This window comes from Raineyella antarctica (genome assembly GCF_900092135.1).
Classification (GTDB): Bacteria; Actinomycetota; Actinomycetes; order Propionibacteriales; family Propionibacteriaceae; genus Raineyella; species Raineyella antarctica.
This window is the reverse complement of sequence record NZ_FMYF01000003.1, coordinates 306,978-324,213: the sequence shown is the minus strand read 5'-3', so window position 1 is coordinate 324,213 and position 17,236 is coordinate 306,978. Positions and strand designations below refer to the sequence as shown.

19 protein-coding genes are annotated in these 17,236 nt (G+C 69.9%); 14 read left to right on the top strand and 5 right to left on the bottom strand.

Annotated features, from left to right (window positions below):
* Positions 1–67: 67 nt before the first annotated feature.
* The 6 genes from GA0111570_RS06345 to GA0111570_RS06320 are packed head-to-tail and all read left to right on the top strand — an operon-like array spanning position 68 to position 5,891.
* Positions 68–973: an acetaldehyde dehydrogenase (acetylating) gene (locus tag GA0111570_RS06345; RefSeq protein ID WP_092607985.1), complete on the top strand. Its 906-nt coding sequence runs from the start codon at positions 68–70 to the stop codon at positions 971–973.
* Positions 970–2,070, top strand: a complete 1,101-nt coding sequence (gene dmpG, locus GA0111570_RS06340) for a 4-hydroxy-2-oxovalerate aldolase (protein WP_217634047.1) — start codon at positions 970–972, stop codon at positions 2,068–2,070. Before GA0111570_RS06345 ends, dmpG begins: the two co-directional genes overlap by 4 nt.
* The gene (locus GA0111570_RS06335; protein WP_092607983.1) at positions 2,067–3,251 is read left to right on the top strand and encodes a thiolase family protein; all 1,185 of its coding nucleotides are present in this window, start codon (positions 2,067–2,069) and stop codon (positions 3,249–3,251) included. The genes dmpG and GA0111570_RS06335 overlap by 4 nt, the downstream gene beginning before the upstream one ends.
* The gene (locus GA0111570_RS06330; protein ID WP_217634046.1) at positions 3,248–4,114 is read left to right on the top strand and encodes a 3-hydroxyacyl-CoA dehydrogenase family protein; all 867 of its coding nucleotides are present in this window, start codon (positions 3,248–3,250) and stop codon (positions 4,112–4,114) included. The genes GA0111570_RS06335 and GA0111570_RS06330 overlap by 4 nt, the downstream gene beginning before the upstream one ends.
* Before the next feature lie 29 nt (positions 4,115–4,143).
* Positions 4,144–5,412 carry an acyl-CoA dehydrogenase family protein gene (locus GA0111570_RS06325; protein WP_092607980.1) on the top strand — a complete coding sequence of 423 codons (1,269 nt, stop codon included), beginning with the start codon at positions 4,144–4,146 and terminating at the stop codon, positions 5,410–5,412.
* Entirely contained in the window at positions 5,409–5,891 is a 483-nt protein-coding gene (locus tag GA0111570_RS06320; protein WP_217634045.1) for a hotdog fold thioesterase, read from the top strand. Before GA0111570_RS06325 ends, GA0111570_RS06320 begins: the two co-directional genes overlap by 4 nt.
* 237 nt (positions 5,892–6,128) lie before the next feature.
* On the opposite strand, the gene GA0111570_RS06315 is transcribed toward GA0111570_RS06320, so the two are convergent.
* Positions 6,129–6,539, bottom strand: coding sequence for a tautomerase family protein (locus GA0111570_RS06315; RefSeq protein WP_092607977.1), 411 nt, complete (start codon positions 6,537–6,539; stop codon positions 6,129–6,131).
* Positions 6,540–6,637: 98 nt separating this feature from the next.
* Positions 6,638–7,390, bottom strand: coding sequence for an SDR family NAD(P)-dependent oxidoreductase (locus GA0111570_RS06310; RefSeq protein ID WP_092607974.1), 753 nt, complete (start codon positions 7,388–7,390; stop codon positions 6,638–6,640).
* Positions 7,391–7,583: 193 nt separating this feature from the next.
* On the opposite strand from GA0111570_RS06310, the gene GA0111570_RS06305 reads away from it, so the two are divergent.
* The 7 genes from GA0111570_RS06305 (at position 7,584) to GA0111570_RS06275 (ending at position 13,931) form a co-directional block, all read left to right on the top strand.
* Complete coding sequence (locus GA0111570_RS06305; protein WP_217634044.1) at positions 7,584–7,892, top strand: phenol hydroxylase subunit; 309 nt, start codon at positions 7,584–7,586, stop codon at positions 7,890–7,892.
* Between the two features lie 54 nt (positions 7,893–7,946).
* Positions 7,947–8,951, top strand: a complete 1,005-nt coding sequence (locus GA0111570_RS06300) for a ferritin family protein (RefSeq protein WP_092607971.1) — start codon at positions 7,947–7,949, stop codon at positions 8,949–8,951.
* A gap of 1 nt (position 8,952) precedes the next feature.
* Positions 8,953–9,222, top strand: coding sequence for an MmoB/DmpM family protein (locus GA0111570_RS06295; RefSeq protein WP_092607968.1), 270 nt, complete (start codon positions 8,953–8,955; stop codon positions 9,220–9,222).
* A 10-nt stretch (positions 9,223–9,232) separates the two neighbouring features.
* Entirely contained in the window at positions 9,233–10,801 is a 1,569-nt protein-coding gene (locus GA0111570_RS06290) for a YHS domain-containing protein (protein ID WP_092607966.1), read from the top strand.
* Positions 10,802–10,812: 11 nt separating this feature from the next.
* A complete protein-coding gene (locus GA0111570_RS06285; protein ID WP_092607963.1) occupies positions 10,813–11,166 on the top strand; it encodes a phenol hydroxylase subunit P4 in 354 nt (117 codons plus the stop codon).
* A 6-nt stretch (positions 11,167–11,172) separates the two neighbouring features.
* Complete coding sequence (locus GA0111570_RS06280) at positions 11,173–12,228, top strand: NADH:ubiquinone reductase (Na(+)-transporting) subunit F (RefSeq protein ID WP_092607960.1); 1,056 nt, start codon at positions 11,173–11,175, stop codon at positions 12,226–12,228.
* A 734-nt stretch (positions 12,229–12,962) separates the two neighbouring features.
* On the top strand, positions 12,963–13,931 hold the full coding sequence (locus GA0111570_RS06275; RefSeq protein WP_175557353.1) for an SDR family NAD(P)-dependent oxidoreductase: 969 nt from the start codon (positions 12,963–12,965) through the stop codon (positions 13,929–13,931).
* Positions 13,932–13,977: 46 nt separating this feature from the next.
* Here the strand turns inward: GA0111570_RS06275 and GA0111570_RS06270 are convergent, their stop codons facing one another.
* From GA0111570_RS06270 to GA0111570_RS18030, 3 genes are all read right to left on the bottom strand, one after another.
* Positions 13,978–14,535: a hypothetical protein gene (locus GA0111570_RS06270; protein ID WP_092607954.1), complete on the bottom strand. Its 558-nt coding sequence runs from the start codon at positions 14,533–14,535 to the stop codon at positions 13,978–13,980.
* Between the two features lie 226 nt (positions 14,536–14,761).
* Entirely contained in the window at positions 14,762–15,700 is a 939-nt protein-coding gene (locus GA0111570_RS06265; protein WP_175557352.1) for a DUF5996 family protein, read from the bottom strand.
* 2 nt (positions 15,701–15,702) lie between these two features.
* Positions 15,703–15,996, bottom strand: a complete 294-nt coding sequence (locus GA0111570_RS18030) for a ubiquitin carboxyl-terminal hydrolase 14 (RefSeq protein ID WP_092607948.1) — start codon at positions 15,994–15,996, stop codon at positions 15,703–15,705.
* A gap of 226 nt (positions 15,997–16,222) precedes the next feature.
* Between GA0111570_RS18030 and GA0111570_RS06255 the strand changes: the two genes are divergently transcribed.
* The gene (locus tag GA0111570_RS06255) at positions 16,223–16,618 is read left to right on the top strand and encodes an SPW repeat domain-containing protein (RefSeq protein ID WP_139283161.1); all 396 of its coding nucleotides are present in this window, start codon (positions 16,223–16,225) and stop codon (positions 16,616–16,618) included.
* Positions 16,619–17,236 lie beyond the last annotated feature (618 nt).

Here is a 17,236-nt window from a genome sequence, read left to right as displayed (position 1 = left end):
GGACACAGACTTCCCAGCCCCGGCACTTGCTGGGTGGCTGGACCACACGGACGCCAAAGGAGGCGGCATGCCGAAACTCAAGGCAGCCATCGTCGGCTCGGGGAACATCGGGACCGACATGATGTACAAGCTGCTCCGTTCCCCACTCGTCGAGCCGGTCTACATGGTCGGCATCGACCCGACCAGCGAGGGCCTGCAGCGGGCCCGGAAGATGGGGCTGGAGGCATCCCACGAGGGCATCGACTGGCTGCTCGGGCGCAACGAGCTGCCGGACCTGGTATTCGAGGCCACCTCGGCGAAGATCCACGCCGCCGCGGCCCCCCGCTACCTGGAGGCCGGGATCCGGGCGATCGACATGACGCCGGCATCCGTCGGACCGTACGTCGTGCCGGCGGTCAATCTGCACGAGCACCTCGATGCCCCCAACGTGAACATGATCAGCTGCGCCGGCCAGGCCACGATTCCGCTGCTCTGGGCGATCAACCAGGCCGCGGACGTCGAGTACGGCGAGATCGTCGCTGCGCTCGCCTCGAAGAGCGCCGGCCCCGGCACGCGCCAGAACCTCAGCGAGTTCAACGAGAAGACCAGCCGCGCCCTCGCCAAGGTCGCCGGCGCCGATCGTACGAAAGCCATCGCCATCATCAACCCGGCCGAACCGCCGATGAACATGCGTGACACCGTGTACGCGCAGGTCCGTCGGCCCGACGCCGAGGCCATCGAGCGCGCCGTCCTGGACGTCGTCGCCGAGGTCCAGCGCTACGTGCCCGGCTACACCCTGAAAATGATCGACGTCGACGGGGACCTGGTCACCGTGATGGTCGAGGTCGTGGGCGCGGGCGACTACCTGCCGACGTACGCCGGCAACCTCGACATCATCACCGCCGCCGCGGCGCGGGTCGCCGACGTCATCGCCGAGAAGACCCTGGCGGAGAAGTCCCTCGCCTCGACCAGCCTGAACGGAGCCCTCCGATGACCTCGCAGACCACCCCAGGGAAGGAGCCGATGACGACCCAGCGGCCGAAGCTCCACCTCGTCGACACCACCCTGCGCGACGGCATGTCCAGCGTCTCGCACCAGTTCACCACCCAGAACGTCGCCGACATCGCCCGCGGCCTGGACGCCGGCGGCGTCGAGCTGATCGAGGTCGCCCACGGCATCGGGCTGGGCGCCTCGTCCATCAACTACGGCTTCGCCGCCGCCACTGACGCCGAGTACGTCCGCGCCGCCCGCGATGCGGCTGAGAACGCTGACATCGCCGTGTTGTACGTGCCGGGCGTCGCGACGCTGCCCGACCTGCAGAAGGCGATCGACGCAGGCATCGGCACGGTGCGCGTCGCGGTCCACAGCACCGAGGCAGACTGCGCCCAGCAGCCGATCGAATGGGCCAAGGACAAGGGCCTGCGCGTCATGTCGTTCCTGATGATGAGCCACAAGCTCGAGGCCGGACCGCTCGCCGAACAGGGCGCCAAGCTCGCCTCGTACGGCGCCGACGTCGTGTACGTGGTCGACTCCGCCGGCTACCTGGTCCCCAGCAGCATCGCCGCCCGGGTCGCCGCGCTGCGCCAGGCGATCCCCGGTGACATCGGCATCCACACCCACAACAACCTCGGCGTGGCCATCGGCAACGTCCTGGCCGGGGTGGAGAACGGGGCGACCTGGGTCGACGGCTCGCTGCGCGGCCTCGGCGCGAGCGCAGGCAACGCCCAGACCGAGGTGATGGCCGCGACCCTGGAGCGGGCCGGGTGGGTGACCGGCGCCGACATCTGGCCGCTGATCGACACCGCCGAGCACGTACTGGCCCCGCTGATGAAGGACCCGCAGATCATCGACGAGACCGCGCTCCTGCTCGGCTACGCGGGCGTCTACTCGACCTTCTTCCACCCGACCAAGCGCGCCGCCGCCAAGTACGGCGTCCCCGCCCGCGACATCCTGCTCGAACTGGGACGACGTGGCATCATCGGCGGCCAGGAGGACATGATCGTCGACGTCGCCGCCGAACTGGCCGGCCGCGCCCTCCCGGACCAGGCCGGCTCCCGGCTGCAGAAGGCCACCGTCGGGGTCGCACGATGACCGCTGAGCGCGTCGTCCTGGTCCACGGGGCACGTACGCCGGTCGGATCGTACGCCGGTTCGCTGGCCGACGTCGATGCCCACGTGCTGGGCGCCACCGCCGCCCGGGCCGCCCTGGAGCGCAGTGGCGTCCCGGCCGGGGACGTGGACGAGGTGATGATGGGCTGTGTCGGCCAGGTCGGCACCGACGCCTACAACGCCCGCCGGGTCGCGCTCGAGGCCGGCCTGGCCGCCGACGTGCCTGCGCTGACGGTGAACCGGCTGTGCGGCAGCGGGCTGCAGGCCATCTGGTCCGGCGCCCAGGCGATCGTCACCGGCGCCGCCCGGGTCGTCGTCGCCGGTGGCGACGAGTCGATGTCCCGGATGCCGTTCCTGGCGTACGGGCAGCGGGCCAACGCCCGGCTGGGGGACCGCACCCTGGTCGACGGGACCGTGGCGATGCTGACCGACCCGTTCAGCGGCGACCACATGGGCATCACCGCCGAGAACGTCGCGGAGCGCTTCGACATCAGCCGCGCCGACCAGGACGCGTTCGCCCTGCGCAGCCAGCGCCGGGCGGCCTCGGAGGAGGCCCAGGCGGCCTTTGCCGAGGAGATCGTCCCCGTCCGGATCGGCGGCCGGAAGCCGCGGACGGTCGACCGGGACGAGCATCCGCGCCCCGACGTGGACGCGGCCGCCCTCGCCCGCCTGCGGCCGGTCTTCCTGCCCGAGGGCACGGTGACCGCCGGCAATGCCTCGGGCGTCAACGATGGCGGCGCCGCGGTCGTGCTGGCCGCCGAGTCGTACGTCAAGGAGGCCGGACTGACCGGCCTGGCCACCCTCGAGCACGTGGTCGTCGCCGCGCTGGAGCCGGAGATCATGGGCTACGCCCCGGTGCCGGCGCTGCGCAAGCTGTTCGCCGAGACCGGGCTGGATCCCGACCAGGTCGGCACGTACGAGCTCAACGAGGCCTTCGCCGCCCAGGCGCTGGCGGTGGTCCGCGACAGCGGGATCGACCCCGAGCGGACCAACCCGTACGGCGGGGCCATCGCGCTGGGCCACCCGATCGGTGCCACCGGTGCGATCCTGGCCTTGCGCGTGGCGCTGGACCTGCAGCGACGCGACCTGGAGTACGGGATCGTGGCGTTGTGTATCGGCGGTGGCCAGGCACTGGCCGCCCTGTTCCGGAGGTATCCGCAGTGAGCATCTACGAGCATGTCGGCGTCGTCGGGTCCGGCACCATGGGCCGCGGCATCGCGGAGAGCATCCTGCGCAGCGGTGCCCGGGTCAGCCTGTACGACACCCGCCCCGCCGCCCTCGCGGACGCCCGCGCGTCGATCGAGCGCAACCTGGCGAAGTCGGTGCAGAAGGGTCAGGCTGAGGCGACCGACGCCGCGGCCTGGCTCGAGGCCCTCACCCTGGTCGACTCACCGGAGGGCCTGGCCGGGCCCGGCTTGGTCATCGAGGCCGTGCCGGAGGTCCTGCAGATCAAGCTCGAGGTGCTGCGGGCGATCGAGGCGGTGGTGGGACCCGAGGCGGTGATCGCCTCCAACACCTCCTCGATCCCGATCACCCGGCTGGCCGAGGCGCTGGAACGGCCGGAGCGCTTCCTCGGCCTGCACTTCTTCAACCCCGTCCCGCGGATGGGACTGGCCGAGGTCATCACCCCCTCCAGCACCCGGGTCGACGTCACCGAGCAGGTGCGCCGGTTCGTCGCCGAGCAGTTGGCCAAGACCCCGATCGTGGTCGAGGACCGGCCGGGCTTCGTGGTGAACTTCCTGCTCGTCCCGTACCTGCTCTCCGCCATGCGGATGCACGAGCAGGGCTATGCCAGCGCCGAGGACATCGACGCCGGCATGCGCCTGGGCTGCGGACACCCGATGGGTCCGCTCCAGCTGTCCGACCTGATCGGACTCGACGTCGTCGCCCACATCGGCGACGCGATCCACTCCGAGACCGGGGACCCCGCCTTCCTCGTTCCCGACGGACTACGGCGGATGCTCGAGGCCGGTTGCCTCGGCAAGAAGTCCGGCTCCGGCTTCTACGACTACTCCACCACCGCCTGAGAGCGCCCACCCGCATGAGAGGAACGACGATGTTCAAGGAACAGGACAGCTCCCGGATGACCGAGGACTACGCCCCCACGACGACCCCGGAGGGGGTGCCGGGCGGCGCCTTCCTGCCGACCACCGACCTGTACGAGGTCTTCGCAGACGTCAGCGGCGCCGACCGGGAGGTCTGGGACCGGGCCCGCGCCATCGCGGCCTACCCGGGCGCACTGGACCGGATCAACCAGGCCTGGGAGGCCGCCGAGTACCCGCTGGAGATCGTCGCCCGGCTCGCCGAGGCCGGCCTGCTGACCACCGGAGTGGACATCCCCGGATACCAGCAGATGTCGCCCCTGGCGGCCGGACTGGTCCACATGGAGCTCGCCCGCTACGACGGGTCGGTGGCGACGGTGGTCGCCGTGCAGCCCGGACTCGCGATGCGTTCGATCGCCATGCTCGGCAGCGAGGAGCAGAAGCAGGCCTGGCTGCCCCGGCTGGCCAGCGGCGAACTCCTCGGGGCGTTCGGGCTGACCGAGCCCGACCACGGCTCCGACGCGGTCGCGCTGGAGACCACGGCCCGCCGGGACGGCGACGAGTGGGTCATCAACGGTGCCAAGCGCTGGATCGGCAATGGATCGGTGGGCCACCTGACGGTCGTCTGGGCCCGGACCGAGAACGGCGGCGTCAGCGGCTTCCTGGTCGAGCAGCACCGGCCGGGCTACGTGGCGGAGACGATCACCGGCAAGGTGTCGATGCGGGCCATCCCGCAGGCGCACATCACCCTCACCGACGTACGTGTCCCGCTGTCGGCCCAGCTGCCCGGCGCCCGGTCGTTCCGCGACATCGCCGGCATCCTGCGGGCCACCCGAATCGAGATCGCCTGGGCCTCGTTCGGCCACGCGATCGCCTGCTACGAGGCCGCCGTCCACCAGGCGACCACGCGGATCCAGTTCGGCCGTCCGCTCGCCGCCAACCAGCAGATCCAGCAGCGCCTCGGCGACATGCTCGGCGACCTGGTCGCGATGGCGCTCTACTGCCGCCGGCTGGCCGAGCTCGAAGCGGCCAGCGGGGTGAGCGAGGCGCAGGCCTCCCTGGCCAAGGTCCAGAACACCCGCCGGGCCCGCCGGATCGCCGCCGATGCCCGGGACATGCTCGGGGGCAACGGCATCCTGCTGGAGAACGACGTGGTCCGCCACATGGCCGACATCGAGGCCCTGCACACGTACGAGGGCACTGACTCGATCCAGTCCCTGATCATCGGCCGCTCGATCACCGGGCTGAATGCCTTCGGCGTCCGGCCGGGAGGCAAGTCGTGACGCAGGCGTCCGTGGCCCCTGCCCTCACCCGGCCATGGTTCGACGGGCCTCCGGACGTGGCCGAGATCAACGAGCGCAGCCGGGGATCAGCGGTGGAGCACCTGGGCATCGAGATCACCGAGGCCACCGAGGACTCCCTGCGCGGCCGGATGGTGGTCGACCAGCGGACCGTCCAGCCCGCCGGCGTGGTCCACGGCGGTGCCTCGGTGCTGTTCGCCGAGACGCTGGCCAGCTGGGCCGCCCAGTACACCGTCGACCAGGCCGGGCAGTACACGGTGGGCCTGGAGATCAACGCCAACCACGTCCGCCCCGGGCTGCCCGGCACCCTCTACGGGGAAGCCCGGCCACTCAACCTGGGACGTACGGTCCAGGTCTGGGACGTACGGATCACCAACGAGGCCGGCAAGCTCGTGTGCGTGAGCCGCTGCACGATGGCCGTGCTGGACACCCCGACGCAGTACCGCAGCGTCACGCCGTAGGCGTCGTGCCGTCGTCCCGCCGTCTCACCGTCTCACCGTCTCGCTCCAAAACGGTTGCGGACGTTGATCGCCGTTGCGGACCGTACATACAACGTCCGCAACCAAGCATTACGTCCGCGGCTGGTTCGGGGTGCGATCGGTTCGGGTGCCAGGCGACAGCCGCAGGCCCCCACTTCCATCCGGGAGCGGGGGCCTGTGGTGGTTCTTCGGGCGGCCGTTCTACGGATGGGCGCCGGCTCAGGACTTCGACTGCCGGGCCGCGATCTCCGCCGCCCGGACCTCGGAGGCGGGGACGCCGCCGATCGACCAGTTCTCCGGGGCGACCTCGATGATCTGGCCACGGACCAGGGCGACGTCCACCTCCAGCACCTCGGCGAGCAGGTCGGTGAAGGCGCGGGTGATCGCGGACCGCTGCGCCGCCGGGCGACCGGCCAGCGTCAGGGCGGTGAAGTACGGCGCGGGGGAGCCTCCCTCGGCGACCACCTCGCCCTTGGTCGCCACCGCCTCGGCGGGGTAGCTCTGGACGAAGATCCGGACCCGGTCCATCGGCGCCTCGAGCAGTTGCGCGTAGAGGCTGGAAGCGCGGAGCAGGATCTCACGGCGCTGCTCGGGGGTGGGGTCGGTCAGGTGGAAGTGTGCGACGGGCATGGGACTCCTTGGTCGGTCGTTGCTGGGTGGGGCTCTGCTCAGCGGTGCGGTACGCGGTGAGGCTCTGCTCAGCGAGTGGTGTGCAGTGGATCGGTCGGTCAGAGGATGGTGTGGCGTACGCCGCCGTCGGGGGTCAGCACCGAGCCGTGCAGCGCCCGCGCCTGTGGTGCGAGCAGCATCTCGACCAGCCAAGCCACGTCGTCGGCGGACGGCAGGTGCCCGGAGGACGTCTTCGCCGCGTACTCGGCCAGCACCTCCTCGGGTTCCCGATCCGCCTCCTCCGCCCGTCTCCGGGCCAGCGCGTGCAGCCGCGGGGTCTCCAGAGGGCCCGGCGCGATGGTGTGCACGGCCAGGCCGCGCGGACCGTACAGCAGGCTGACCTGGCGCATCACGTTGGCGAGCGCGGCGTTGACCGCGCCCGGTCCGGCATCCAGGGGGCCCGGTTCGAAGCCGAGCGAACCGGCGACCGACACGAAGCTCGCCGGTTCGGCCAGCCGGTCCCGTACGGCCCGCAGCAGCCTGATCGTGCCGCCGACCTTGAGGTCGAAGCCGGCGGCCAGGTCGGCGAGGGGGATCTGGTCCACCGATCCGGAGATCCCCAGGGCGCCGGCGAACAGCGCCAGCCGGACCGGGGCGTCGATCCTGGAGCGGATCGCGTCGACGGCGGCGTCCCGGGACAGGTCGGCCACACAGGTGTGCACCTGGGGATGGCGCTCGGACAGGTCCGCCAGGGCCCGGGCGGTCCGGGCGACGGCCAGGACGCGACGCCCCGCCCCGGCCAGCCGCGCGACGACCGCACTGCCGACCGCCCCGGTCGCTCCCACCACGATGTGCAGTTCTTCTGTAGGCATCTGGCCCTCCCGGGATCCGGCGCTGGTCCTTGATGGCTTCAGCCTCTGGTGCCAATGGCCGCCGATACCCCGGATTCGGGTATCCGGAACGGCCCGGGCATGTGAACGGCGTCACGTTCCGGCATGCCGCCGGGGCCGCCCAGGAGGCCGACGGCCCACTTAGTTTCGTGGAAAGCCCTACGGAAGGTGCCCCATGAGTTCAACGGAGAACCCGCTCGGGGCCGAGGCTCCGGCCTCGGCAACCGCCGACATGACCGTTCCCGGCTTCGACACCACGCGTCGCTTCGTCCGTGTCACGCACGTACGGGAGAACGACCTGGTCGAGTTCGACTTCGCCATCGGAGAGCCCGAGATCTTCGTCGAGATGGTGTTGCCCCGAGCGGCCTTCGAGGAGTTCCGCCAGGAACACCACGCCATCACGCTCCAGCCGGAGGCGCCCTCGACCGAGGACCCGGCCGACGCGACCCACTGGCGGCTGGCGGACGTCCGTCCCCCCAGTTGACACCCAGTTGACCCAAACCCATCCAGCGACAACGACGTCACGAGGAGGACAACCATGCAGATCGATCTGCGCACCGTCTCGATCGAACCGCGCCGCAAGGCCTTCGACCACCTGGTCCGCCGGTTCGGCGACAAGCCGGCTTCCCGTTACCAGGAGGGCAGCTACGACCTCCAGGCCACCGAGAACCTGCACTACCGCCCGACCTGGGCCCCCGAGCAGGAGCTCTACGACCCGGAGCTGTCCCGCATCCGGATGCAGGACTGGCAGGTCCTCAAGGATCCGCGCCAGTACTACTACAGCACCTACACCCTGACCCGCGCCCGCCAGCAGGAGGCGACCGAGACGAACTTCGGCTTCGTCGAGTCGCGAGGCCTGATCGACCTGGTCGACGACGAGTTGCGTACGCTCGCCGAGCGCGTCCTGGTCCCGCTGCGCCACCTGGCCTGGGGCGCCAACCAGAACAACACCTTCGTGTGCGGCTATGGCTACGGCGTCCCGTTCACCCAGCCCTGCATGTACCACGCGATGGACAACCTGGGCATCGCCCAGTACCTGTCCCGGCTCGGTCTGCTGTTCGGCGGCACCGAGGCCCTCGACGCCGCGAAGCTCGCCTGGCTGGAGGAGGACACCTGGCAGGGCCTGCGCCGGCTGGTCGAGGACCTGCTCGTGGTCCGGGACCCGGTCGAGCTCTTCGTCGCCCAGAATGTCGCCCTCGACGGCCTGCTCTACCCGCTCGTGTACGAGCGCTTCGTCGACCAGTACCTCGCCCAGCGCGGCGGGGCGGGGATCGCGATGGTCACCCAGTTCCAGGCCGACTGGTTCGTGGAGTCCCGCAAGTGGCTCGACGCCACCCTCAAGGCCATGGCGGCCGAGTCCCCGGAGAACGCCGCAGTGCTCAACGAGGGGCTGGGCCACTGGACGGTACGGGCCCAGGAGGCCCTTCTCCCGCTGGCGCGGCTGGCGCTAGGCGACGACGGAGAGGGCGCGCTGGAGGCCTCCGCGGTCGACCTGGCGGCACGACTGCAGAAGGTCGGACTCACCACGGAAGGTGGCAACTGAGATGTCGAAGGTGTTCATCGCCTTGCAGGCGAACGAGGAGACGCGTCCCGTCATCGAGGCCATCGAGGCCGACAACCCCCATGCCGTGGTCAACCGTGAACCGGCCATGGTCAAGATCGACGCCGAGCACATGCTCACGATCAACCGCGAGAGCATCGAGGAGCTCATGGGCCGTCCCTATGACCTCCAGGAACTTCAGATCAACCTGATCACGCTGTCGGGCAACATGGATGAGGACGAAGACTCCCTCACCCTGACCTGGAATGAGTGAGGAGACCTCCATGACCACCACCGCTGCCAACTCCGGCACCACCGCGAAGACCCCCACCGCGAAGTCCGGCGCTCCGGGCGCCAAGCTCAACATGAAGGACCGCTATCGCGTGATGACGCGCGACCTCGGTTGGGAGCCGACCTACCAGAGCCGCGAGGCCATCTACCCGTACGTCGAGTACGAGGGCATCAAGGTGCACGACTGGGACGCCTGGGAGGATCCCTTCCGGCTGACCATGGACGCGTACTGGAAGTTCCAGGCCGAGAAGGAACGCAAGTTCTACGCCATCGTGGACGCCCACGCCCAGAACAACGGCCACCTGCACATCACCGACGGCCGCTACCTGTCGGCGCTGAAGATCTTCCTGCAGGCGATCAGCCCGGGGGAGTACGCCGCCCACCGCGGCTTCGCCCGTGCCGGCCGCGAGTTCGCCGGCGTCGGCACCCAGGTCGCCTGCCAGATGCAGGCGATCGACGAGATCCGCCATGCGCAGACCCAGGTGCACGCGCTGTCGAACTACAACAAGTTCTACGACGGCTTCCACGCCTTCGCCGACGCCCGGGACCGGATGTGGTACACCTCGGTGCCGCGCTCCTTCTTCGACGACGCGATGAGCGCCGGCCCGTTCGAGTTCATGATCGCGATCGGCTTCTCGTTCGAGTACGTGCTGACCAACCTGCTGTTCGTGCCGTTCATGTCCGGTGCCGCGTACAACGGCGACCTGGCCACCGTCACCTTCGGCTTCTCCGCGCAGTCCGACGAGGCCCGGCACATGACGCTCGGCCTGGAGTGCATCAAGTTCATGCTCGAGCAGGACCCCGACAACCTGCCGATCGTGCAGGCCTGGATCGACAAGTGGTTCTGGCGGGGGTTCCGGGTCCTCGGCCTGGTCAGCACGATGATGGACTACATGCTCCCCAAGCGCGTCATGTCCTGGCGCGAGGCGTGGAACATTTACGGGATCGAGAACGGCACCGCGCTGTTCCGCGACCTGGCCCGCTACGGGATCAAGCCTCCGAAGGGCTGGGACGACGCCGAGCAGGCGATCGACCACATGTCGCACCAGTTCATGCTGGCCTTCCACCAGTGGAACTTCGGCACCTCCTTCCACACCTGGGTGCCCAGCGACGAGGACATGGACTGGCTGTCGGAGAAGTATCCGACCACCTTCGACCGCTACTACCGCCCGCGGTGGGAGCACATCAAGAAGCTCGAGGCGGCCGGCACGCCGTTCAAGAACGTCGGCCTGGCCCAGCTCTGCCAGACCTGCCAGCTGCCGTGCGTCTTCACCGAGCCCGGCGACCCCACCACGCTGTGCCACCGCGAGGTCGAGTACAAGGGCGAGCACTACCACTTCTGCTCCGACGGCTGCCAGGACGTGTTCGACAACGAGCCGGAGAAGTTCATCCAGTCGTGGCTGCCGATGCCGCACCTGTTCCAGGAGGACCTCGCCGGCAGCGTGCCGGACTGGATGCAGTGGGTCGGACTGATCAACGACACCGACAACGGTGAGTACGTGGGCTCGGGCGACGAGCAGAACTTCACGGCCTGGCGCCGGCAGACCACTTCGAACTCGTAGGGAGAACGACCATGACCTTCACCTCGACCAAGGAATACGTGGGCGTGCCCCGCGACTCTGTCGAACACTTCCGCGGTGAGCAGCTCGTCTACATCGCCTGGCACCAGCACCTGCTCTTCGCGGCCCCGTTCATGCTCTGCGTGCCGCCGCAGATGACCTTCGGCGACCTGGTGCACGGCCCGCTGACGATGCTCATCGGACCCGACCCGGACGCGGCGGCCGTCGACTGGGACACCGTCGTGTGGACCAAGGGCGGCAAGCCGTTCTCGCCGGACCCGGCGAAGAGCCTCGCCGAGAACGGGATCGACCACAAGAGCTGGCTGCGGTTCGAGACTGCCGGCCTGAACAGCCTCTGCGGGGTGTGATCCACGATGAGCTACGACGTCACCATCGAGCCGATCGGGCGCACCATCGAGGTCGAGGAGGACCAGACCATCCTCGACGCGGCCCTGCGGGCCGGGATCTACCTGCCGCACGCCTGCACCCACGGCCTGTGCGCCACCTGCAAGATCGACGTGCTCGAGGGTGAGGTCGAGCACGGGGCGGCATCCTCCTTCGCGCTGATGGACTTCGAGCGCGAGGAGGGCAAGACCCTGGCCTGCTGCGCCACCCCGGAGAGCGACCTGGTCATCGAGGCGGAGATCGAGGACGACCCGGACGCGCTCAACCTCCCGGTGGAGGACTACCGGGCCACGGTGAGCCGGATCGAGTCCCTGACCCCGACGATCAAGGCGGTCTGGCTCCGGCTGGACCGGCCGCTGACCTTCCAGGCCGGGCAGTACGTCAACCTCGAGCTGCCCGAGGACATCGGATCCCGTCCGTTCTCCATCGCCAGCCCGCCGGGCGAGTCCGACGAGATCGAGCTGAACATCCGGCTGGTGCCGGGCGGCCAGGGGACCGGCTACGTACACAATCGGCTGGCAGTGGGGGACCAGCTGCACGTGACGGGGCCGTACGGGCGGTTCTTCGTGAAGAAGTCGGCCGACAAGCCGGTGATCTTCATGGCGGGTGGCTCGGGCCTGTCGAGTCCCCGGTCGATGATCCTCGACCTGCTGGCCGAGGACTTCGACCGGCCGATCGTCCTGGTCTACGGCCAGCGCAACCGGGAGGAGCTGTACTACCACGAGGAGTTCAGGCAGCTGGCCGAGGAGCACCCGAACTTCCGGTACGTGGCGGCGCTCTCCGGTGAGCCGGAGGACAGCGAGTGGTCGGGGGAGCGCGGATACGTGCACGAGGTCGCCAAGGAGGTCATGGAGAACGACTTCCGCGGCCACAAGGCCTACCTGTGCGGGCCACCGCTGATGATCGAGTCCTGCATCGCGGCCCTGATGCAGGGACGGCTGTTCGAGAAGGACATCTACACCGAGAAATTCATCTCGGCCGCGGATGCCCAGCAGGTCCGCAGCCCGCTGTTCCGCTCGATCTGACGGGCGTACGTCGGCTCGGGGGTGGGGTGGACCGTCGGCGCCCGGGTCCCGCCCCTCTGGTCGGGCGGGCATGACGGCCCCCTCGGGTCGCTTGGGTGCGCTGTATCTGGTGGTCTATCAGTAGATACGGCGTACCTAAGATCCCGCCACCGGCACTGGACCCCGCGACCGCCGCGCTCCCGCGTCCTCGATACGAAGCCGGCGGAGCGCGGCGATCTCTTCGTGCGCGTGTCGCGGTAGACGCAGGGGTGAGTCGGGGTCGTACGTCGGCACCCGGGCCGCTGGTCGGCGACCGAGAACACAACATCCAACATCACCAGGGTTGAGAGCTATGTGTGATGTTGTGCCGTGTCAGGTCCGGCGGTAGCGCTGTCGCGGGCTGCGCAGCGGCTCGGTCGGTTCCACGAGTCGCTCGTCGATGAGGGCCCTCACCTGGCGCAGGACGGCGGTCCTGGAGAGTCCCGATCCGGTGACTTCACGCCGACATAACACCCAACATAACCAAGGTTGAGAGATGTTGAGAGTTATGTGTGATGTCCGGTCCTCCGACCCTCCCGGTTCCCAGCCACCCGGCCCGAGGCATTCGCACCTGCCTGAGGCCGGACCCGGGCGAGGCTATGATCCGGATCACCTTCGGGTGCCAGTGATCAGGCCGATCGCCCACGAACCGGGAGCCGTCCATGTCGCGCAGTCCCCTTCGCCGGTCCGGCGGGCGGCAGGATCCGCCCCGCCAGATGTCCGCAGCCGCGATGACCTCGCCTGCACCGCTCGACCTGCCGCGCCTCGATGGTCGTACGGTCGTGGTCACCGGCGGCGCCAGCGGCATCGGCTACTTCGCCGCCGAGCACCTGGCCGCCCTCGGCGCGTCGGTCGTGATCGCCGCCCGCAACCCGGAGCGCGCCGCCGCGGCCATCCGCAGCATCGGCGACCTCGTACCGGGCGCCGACGTCCGCTACCAGCCGCTGGACCTGGCCGACCTGTCCTCGGTCCGGGACGCCGGCCGGCAACTGCGGGAGGGCCGGGTCGACGCGCTGCTCGCGAACGCGGGCGTGATCGGCTACCCGGCATGGCCCCCTACCGGCCTGCCGGCCCTGCCGGCGACCACCGCCGACGGCTTCGAACTGCACTGGGGAACCAACTACCTGGGCCACTTCGCCCTCGTCGCCACGATGCTGCCGGCGCTGCTGGAGAGCCAGGGTCGGGTGGTGCTGGTGGGCAGCCTCTCGCACCGCAACGTACGCGAACCGGCCGACTCCCTCCCCGAACCCGCGACCGCCTCGGACCTGCAGCTGTACGCCCGGTCCAAGCTCGCAGTGATGAGCCTGGGGTTCACCCTGGCCCGGCGACTCTCCGCGGCGGGCAGCGGGGCGACGTCCCTGGTCGCCCATCCCGGGGTCGCCATGGACGTCCTCGACCCGGTCCGGCCGGGGATCAGCCGGAACCAGCCGACCGTACGCGTCCCGGGGCTGCGGGCCGCCGCCTCGGTGGTCGCGCAGGGCAAGGATGGGGGCGCCCGATCCCTGGTCACCGCCCTCGCCTCGCCCCGGGCGGCGAACGGTGACTACTGGGGGCCGGGCGGGCTGTTCCAGCTCGCCGGCCGCCCGGGGGTGCTGCGCCCGGCCGCCAATGCGCTCGACCCCGAGGCGGGGGAGCGTCTCGTCCGGGTCTCCGAGGAGCTCACCGGCGTACGCCTGCCGATCTGACCCCGTGCGGCTGGCCCTGACCCTGGTACGCCGAGGCGTCCGAGGGTCACGCGTAGCGGTCGTCCTCGTGACGTTCCCGCATCCCGGCAGCGGTCCAGCGACCCCAGCGTGGATCCTGGCCCGCGCGCTGGAGGGTGTCGAACCGTTCCCGGTCGGACCAGGAGGCGGTGACCCGGTCGATGGTCTCCAGGTCGAGTCGATGATCGCGGCCGACGACGATGAACGAACCGGGGCTGCGGACCAGCCGGGCCGCGCTCGCCCAGCGGGCCAGCAGGATTCCGGCACCCACCACGGCCAGGCCCCCACCGATGGCCAAGGGGATCCAGGCGTTGGAGGGGGTGGAGGAGCGGACGATGCGGGTGGCTGCCAGGGTGAGGATGGCCAGGAGGAGGAAGCCGAGGACCGGACGGCCGGGGTCGGTCCGGGACCGCGACTGGGGCCGCCGGGAGAGCCGGGGGCCGGGACGGGAGTCGGCCAGCACGACGACGCCACGCACCGACCCGGCGCGGCGGTAGCCGGACCCCGGACGGGTCCGGGCGACCACCAGGATGGGCCGGGGCACGGTGTCGGGGATCCGCATCCGGGTCGGACCGAAGGCCTTCATCCCTCCACGGTACGTGGCAGGAAGTTCTCTACCGCGGAGCGCGCATCGATAGAATCCCGACGCCGAGCGGGCGATCCCCCACGAACCGGCGCTCGCGCGGAGACGAACCGGTGCTCGCGCGGAGAAGAATCGCCGGCCGTCGAGCCGGAGAGGGCTCCACTTCTTGATCGTGAACCGTCTGCGGTACACGATCAAGAAGTGGAACTCCTCGGGGCGGTACCCGGGATCAGGCCCGGACTCCGGTCCTGAACTCCCTCGGCCGCTCCAGCGCGGCGCGGTCCCAGCCGGCCGTCTCGGCGGCTGCCTCGTACGTGGACTGGAGGAACTCCAGCAGGACGGCGTCCGGGTCGGGTGCGGTCCGGACAGCCGTGTACGGCAGGACGAACTCGCCCAGGTCCTCGTCCCAGCCGGCCGCCGCCGGACGTACGGGGTACGTCCGATACCCGTCCGGCTCGGGGTAGGCGTACGAGTAGAACATGCCCTCGCCGCCACCGCCTGGCCAGTAGCCGGCGCTGCTCACCTCGTGCGAGTACGCCTCGTGCATCACGTGCGGACCGCAGTTGGGGACGCCGCCAGGATGCGGGGGCGCCGCCCGGCCGGAGAAGCGGGTGGTGGCCAGGTCCAGGGCGCCCCAGAACAGGTGGGTGGGGCTGGCCTTGCCGACGAACCGTTCCCGGAACCGGTCGAACACCCGCTGGACCTCCACCAGCGTGCGCCAGTAGGCGGTCACCGCCACCGGGTCGTACGCCTCGTGCCGGTCGTCCTCGGTGAACGGGATGGCGTCGGCCAGTTCGACCGGCATCGGCCAGATCGGGGTGCCCAGGTCGAGATCCGCGAGCATGGCCATGAACTCGGTGTAGAACGTCCGGACCGACATCGGTGCCAGCGGCAGGCGCCATTCGTCGCCAGTGGTGGTCCGTACGTCCAGGTGGTGGTCCAGCAGGTCGAGGTCGACGGAGAACGAGCGGCCCGGACCCGCGGGCATCAGCGAAGTGGTCAGCCCGCGGGCGGTGAGGTGGAGGGTCGAGTTCCACCAGTGCTGCAGCAGCGGGGTGCGCGCGATCTTCACCTTGCCGATGACCTGCAGCCACAGGATGAACGTGTCCCGGGTCGGCTGCCAGGCAGCGACGGGCAGCTCGGGCCAGGGGTTCGACGACCCGGTCACGGTCACCCCTGCGGGCGGGCCCGCGGGGCGGGAACGGTCTCGAAGAACAGCTCGTCGGGGTAGCACCAGGACCATTCCTCACCGGGCTCGAGCGAGCGGATGAACGGGTGCTGCGTCGCGTGGAAGTGCGCCGTGGCGTGCTTGTTGGGTGACTGGTCGCAGCAGCCGACGTGGCCGCAGGTCAGGCAGAGCCGCAGGTGCAGCCAGCGGCCGCCGATCCGCAGGCAGTCCTCGCAGCCGTCGGCGGACGGGGTGACCTCCCGGACCTGGTCGACGTGCTCGCAGAAATCCTCCATGGCGTTCCTCTCCTGGCCTCCGGCGGACGCTCCGCGCCGGTGCATTGCCGCTGCTGTGCGGCCCAGTCTGCCCGGGGTGGTGCTGCGGTGGAAGGTTGGCCGGGAGACCCGCGAAAATGCGGCTGGTGTGGCCTTGCTCACAGGCTCCGGAACTACCCTTGAAGTTAGCTCTTCGAGGCACGTCCCGATGTCCCCGACGGCCATCGAACAGCGCGAGGAGGTTGTCATGAGTACTCGTCAGACGGCTGCCAAGCATCCCGTGATGGTGATGCTCGCGCGGAAGCACTGGGAGGACTGGGTCACGCTCGTGGCCGGTCTGGTCCTGGCCCTGACCCCGGTGTGGAACAGCTCGAATCGGGCGATCTGGCTCGTCCCGCTGGGCGTGCTGCTGATCCTGATGGCCCTCGGGTCGGAGATCTGGGACAAGCTGTCCGAGGCTGCCGAGGGTGTGGTGGCGGTCATCGGTGCCCTGATCATCGTCGCTCCGATCATCGGTGGCTTCGCCGGAATGAATGCGCTGGCGCTGACCACCTGGACCGTGGGTGCGGTGGTCATGGTGATGGCGCTGGTGCAGGTCCTGCTCGAGCTGAGGATGAAGAAGACCGCCGTACGACGCGCCTAGCGTCGGCGGCGATCGCCGGTCATCGGCCGCACAGTTCTTGGTCGTCCGTCGTAGCTGACGGATGACCAAGAACATTGTCATGTCCGGATCCCCGTTTCCGCGTGGTTCCCCGGCATCCCTGACACGAATCGGCGCTCGCTCTGGAACAAACAGCGGGCGCTGCGCTGGAAAGGGCTCCACTTCTTGATCCTGTACCGCAGACGGTGCACGTTCAAGAAGTGGAAGCTTGCACCCGGGGCCCGGCCCAGCACCGGATACGTACGGGCGCCGGTCGGCTCGCTGGGCACGGTCCGGGCCCAGCCGCGGGGGACTCAGCACGGTTCCGTCGGACATCGAACTCGACGGACGTACGGTGGGCGTCCTGTGCCTACGCGACGTGACCCGACGTCACCGCTGGGCCGGCATCCTCCCAGGCACGTGGTCCCGCGGCGCTGCGCAAAGGAAGCGGTGCTCGAACCGGACCGGCCTCCCGGGGTGCCTCCGGAAGCGGCCCCCAGTTCTTGATCGTGCACCGTCTGCGGTACAGGATCAAGAAGTGGGCGAGGAGCCTGGACCGTCCACAGGACCGAGATGGGCGTCGGGGCGATGCACAGCTCGTCCGCATCCGGGCCTCACGGC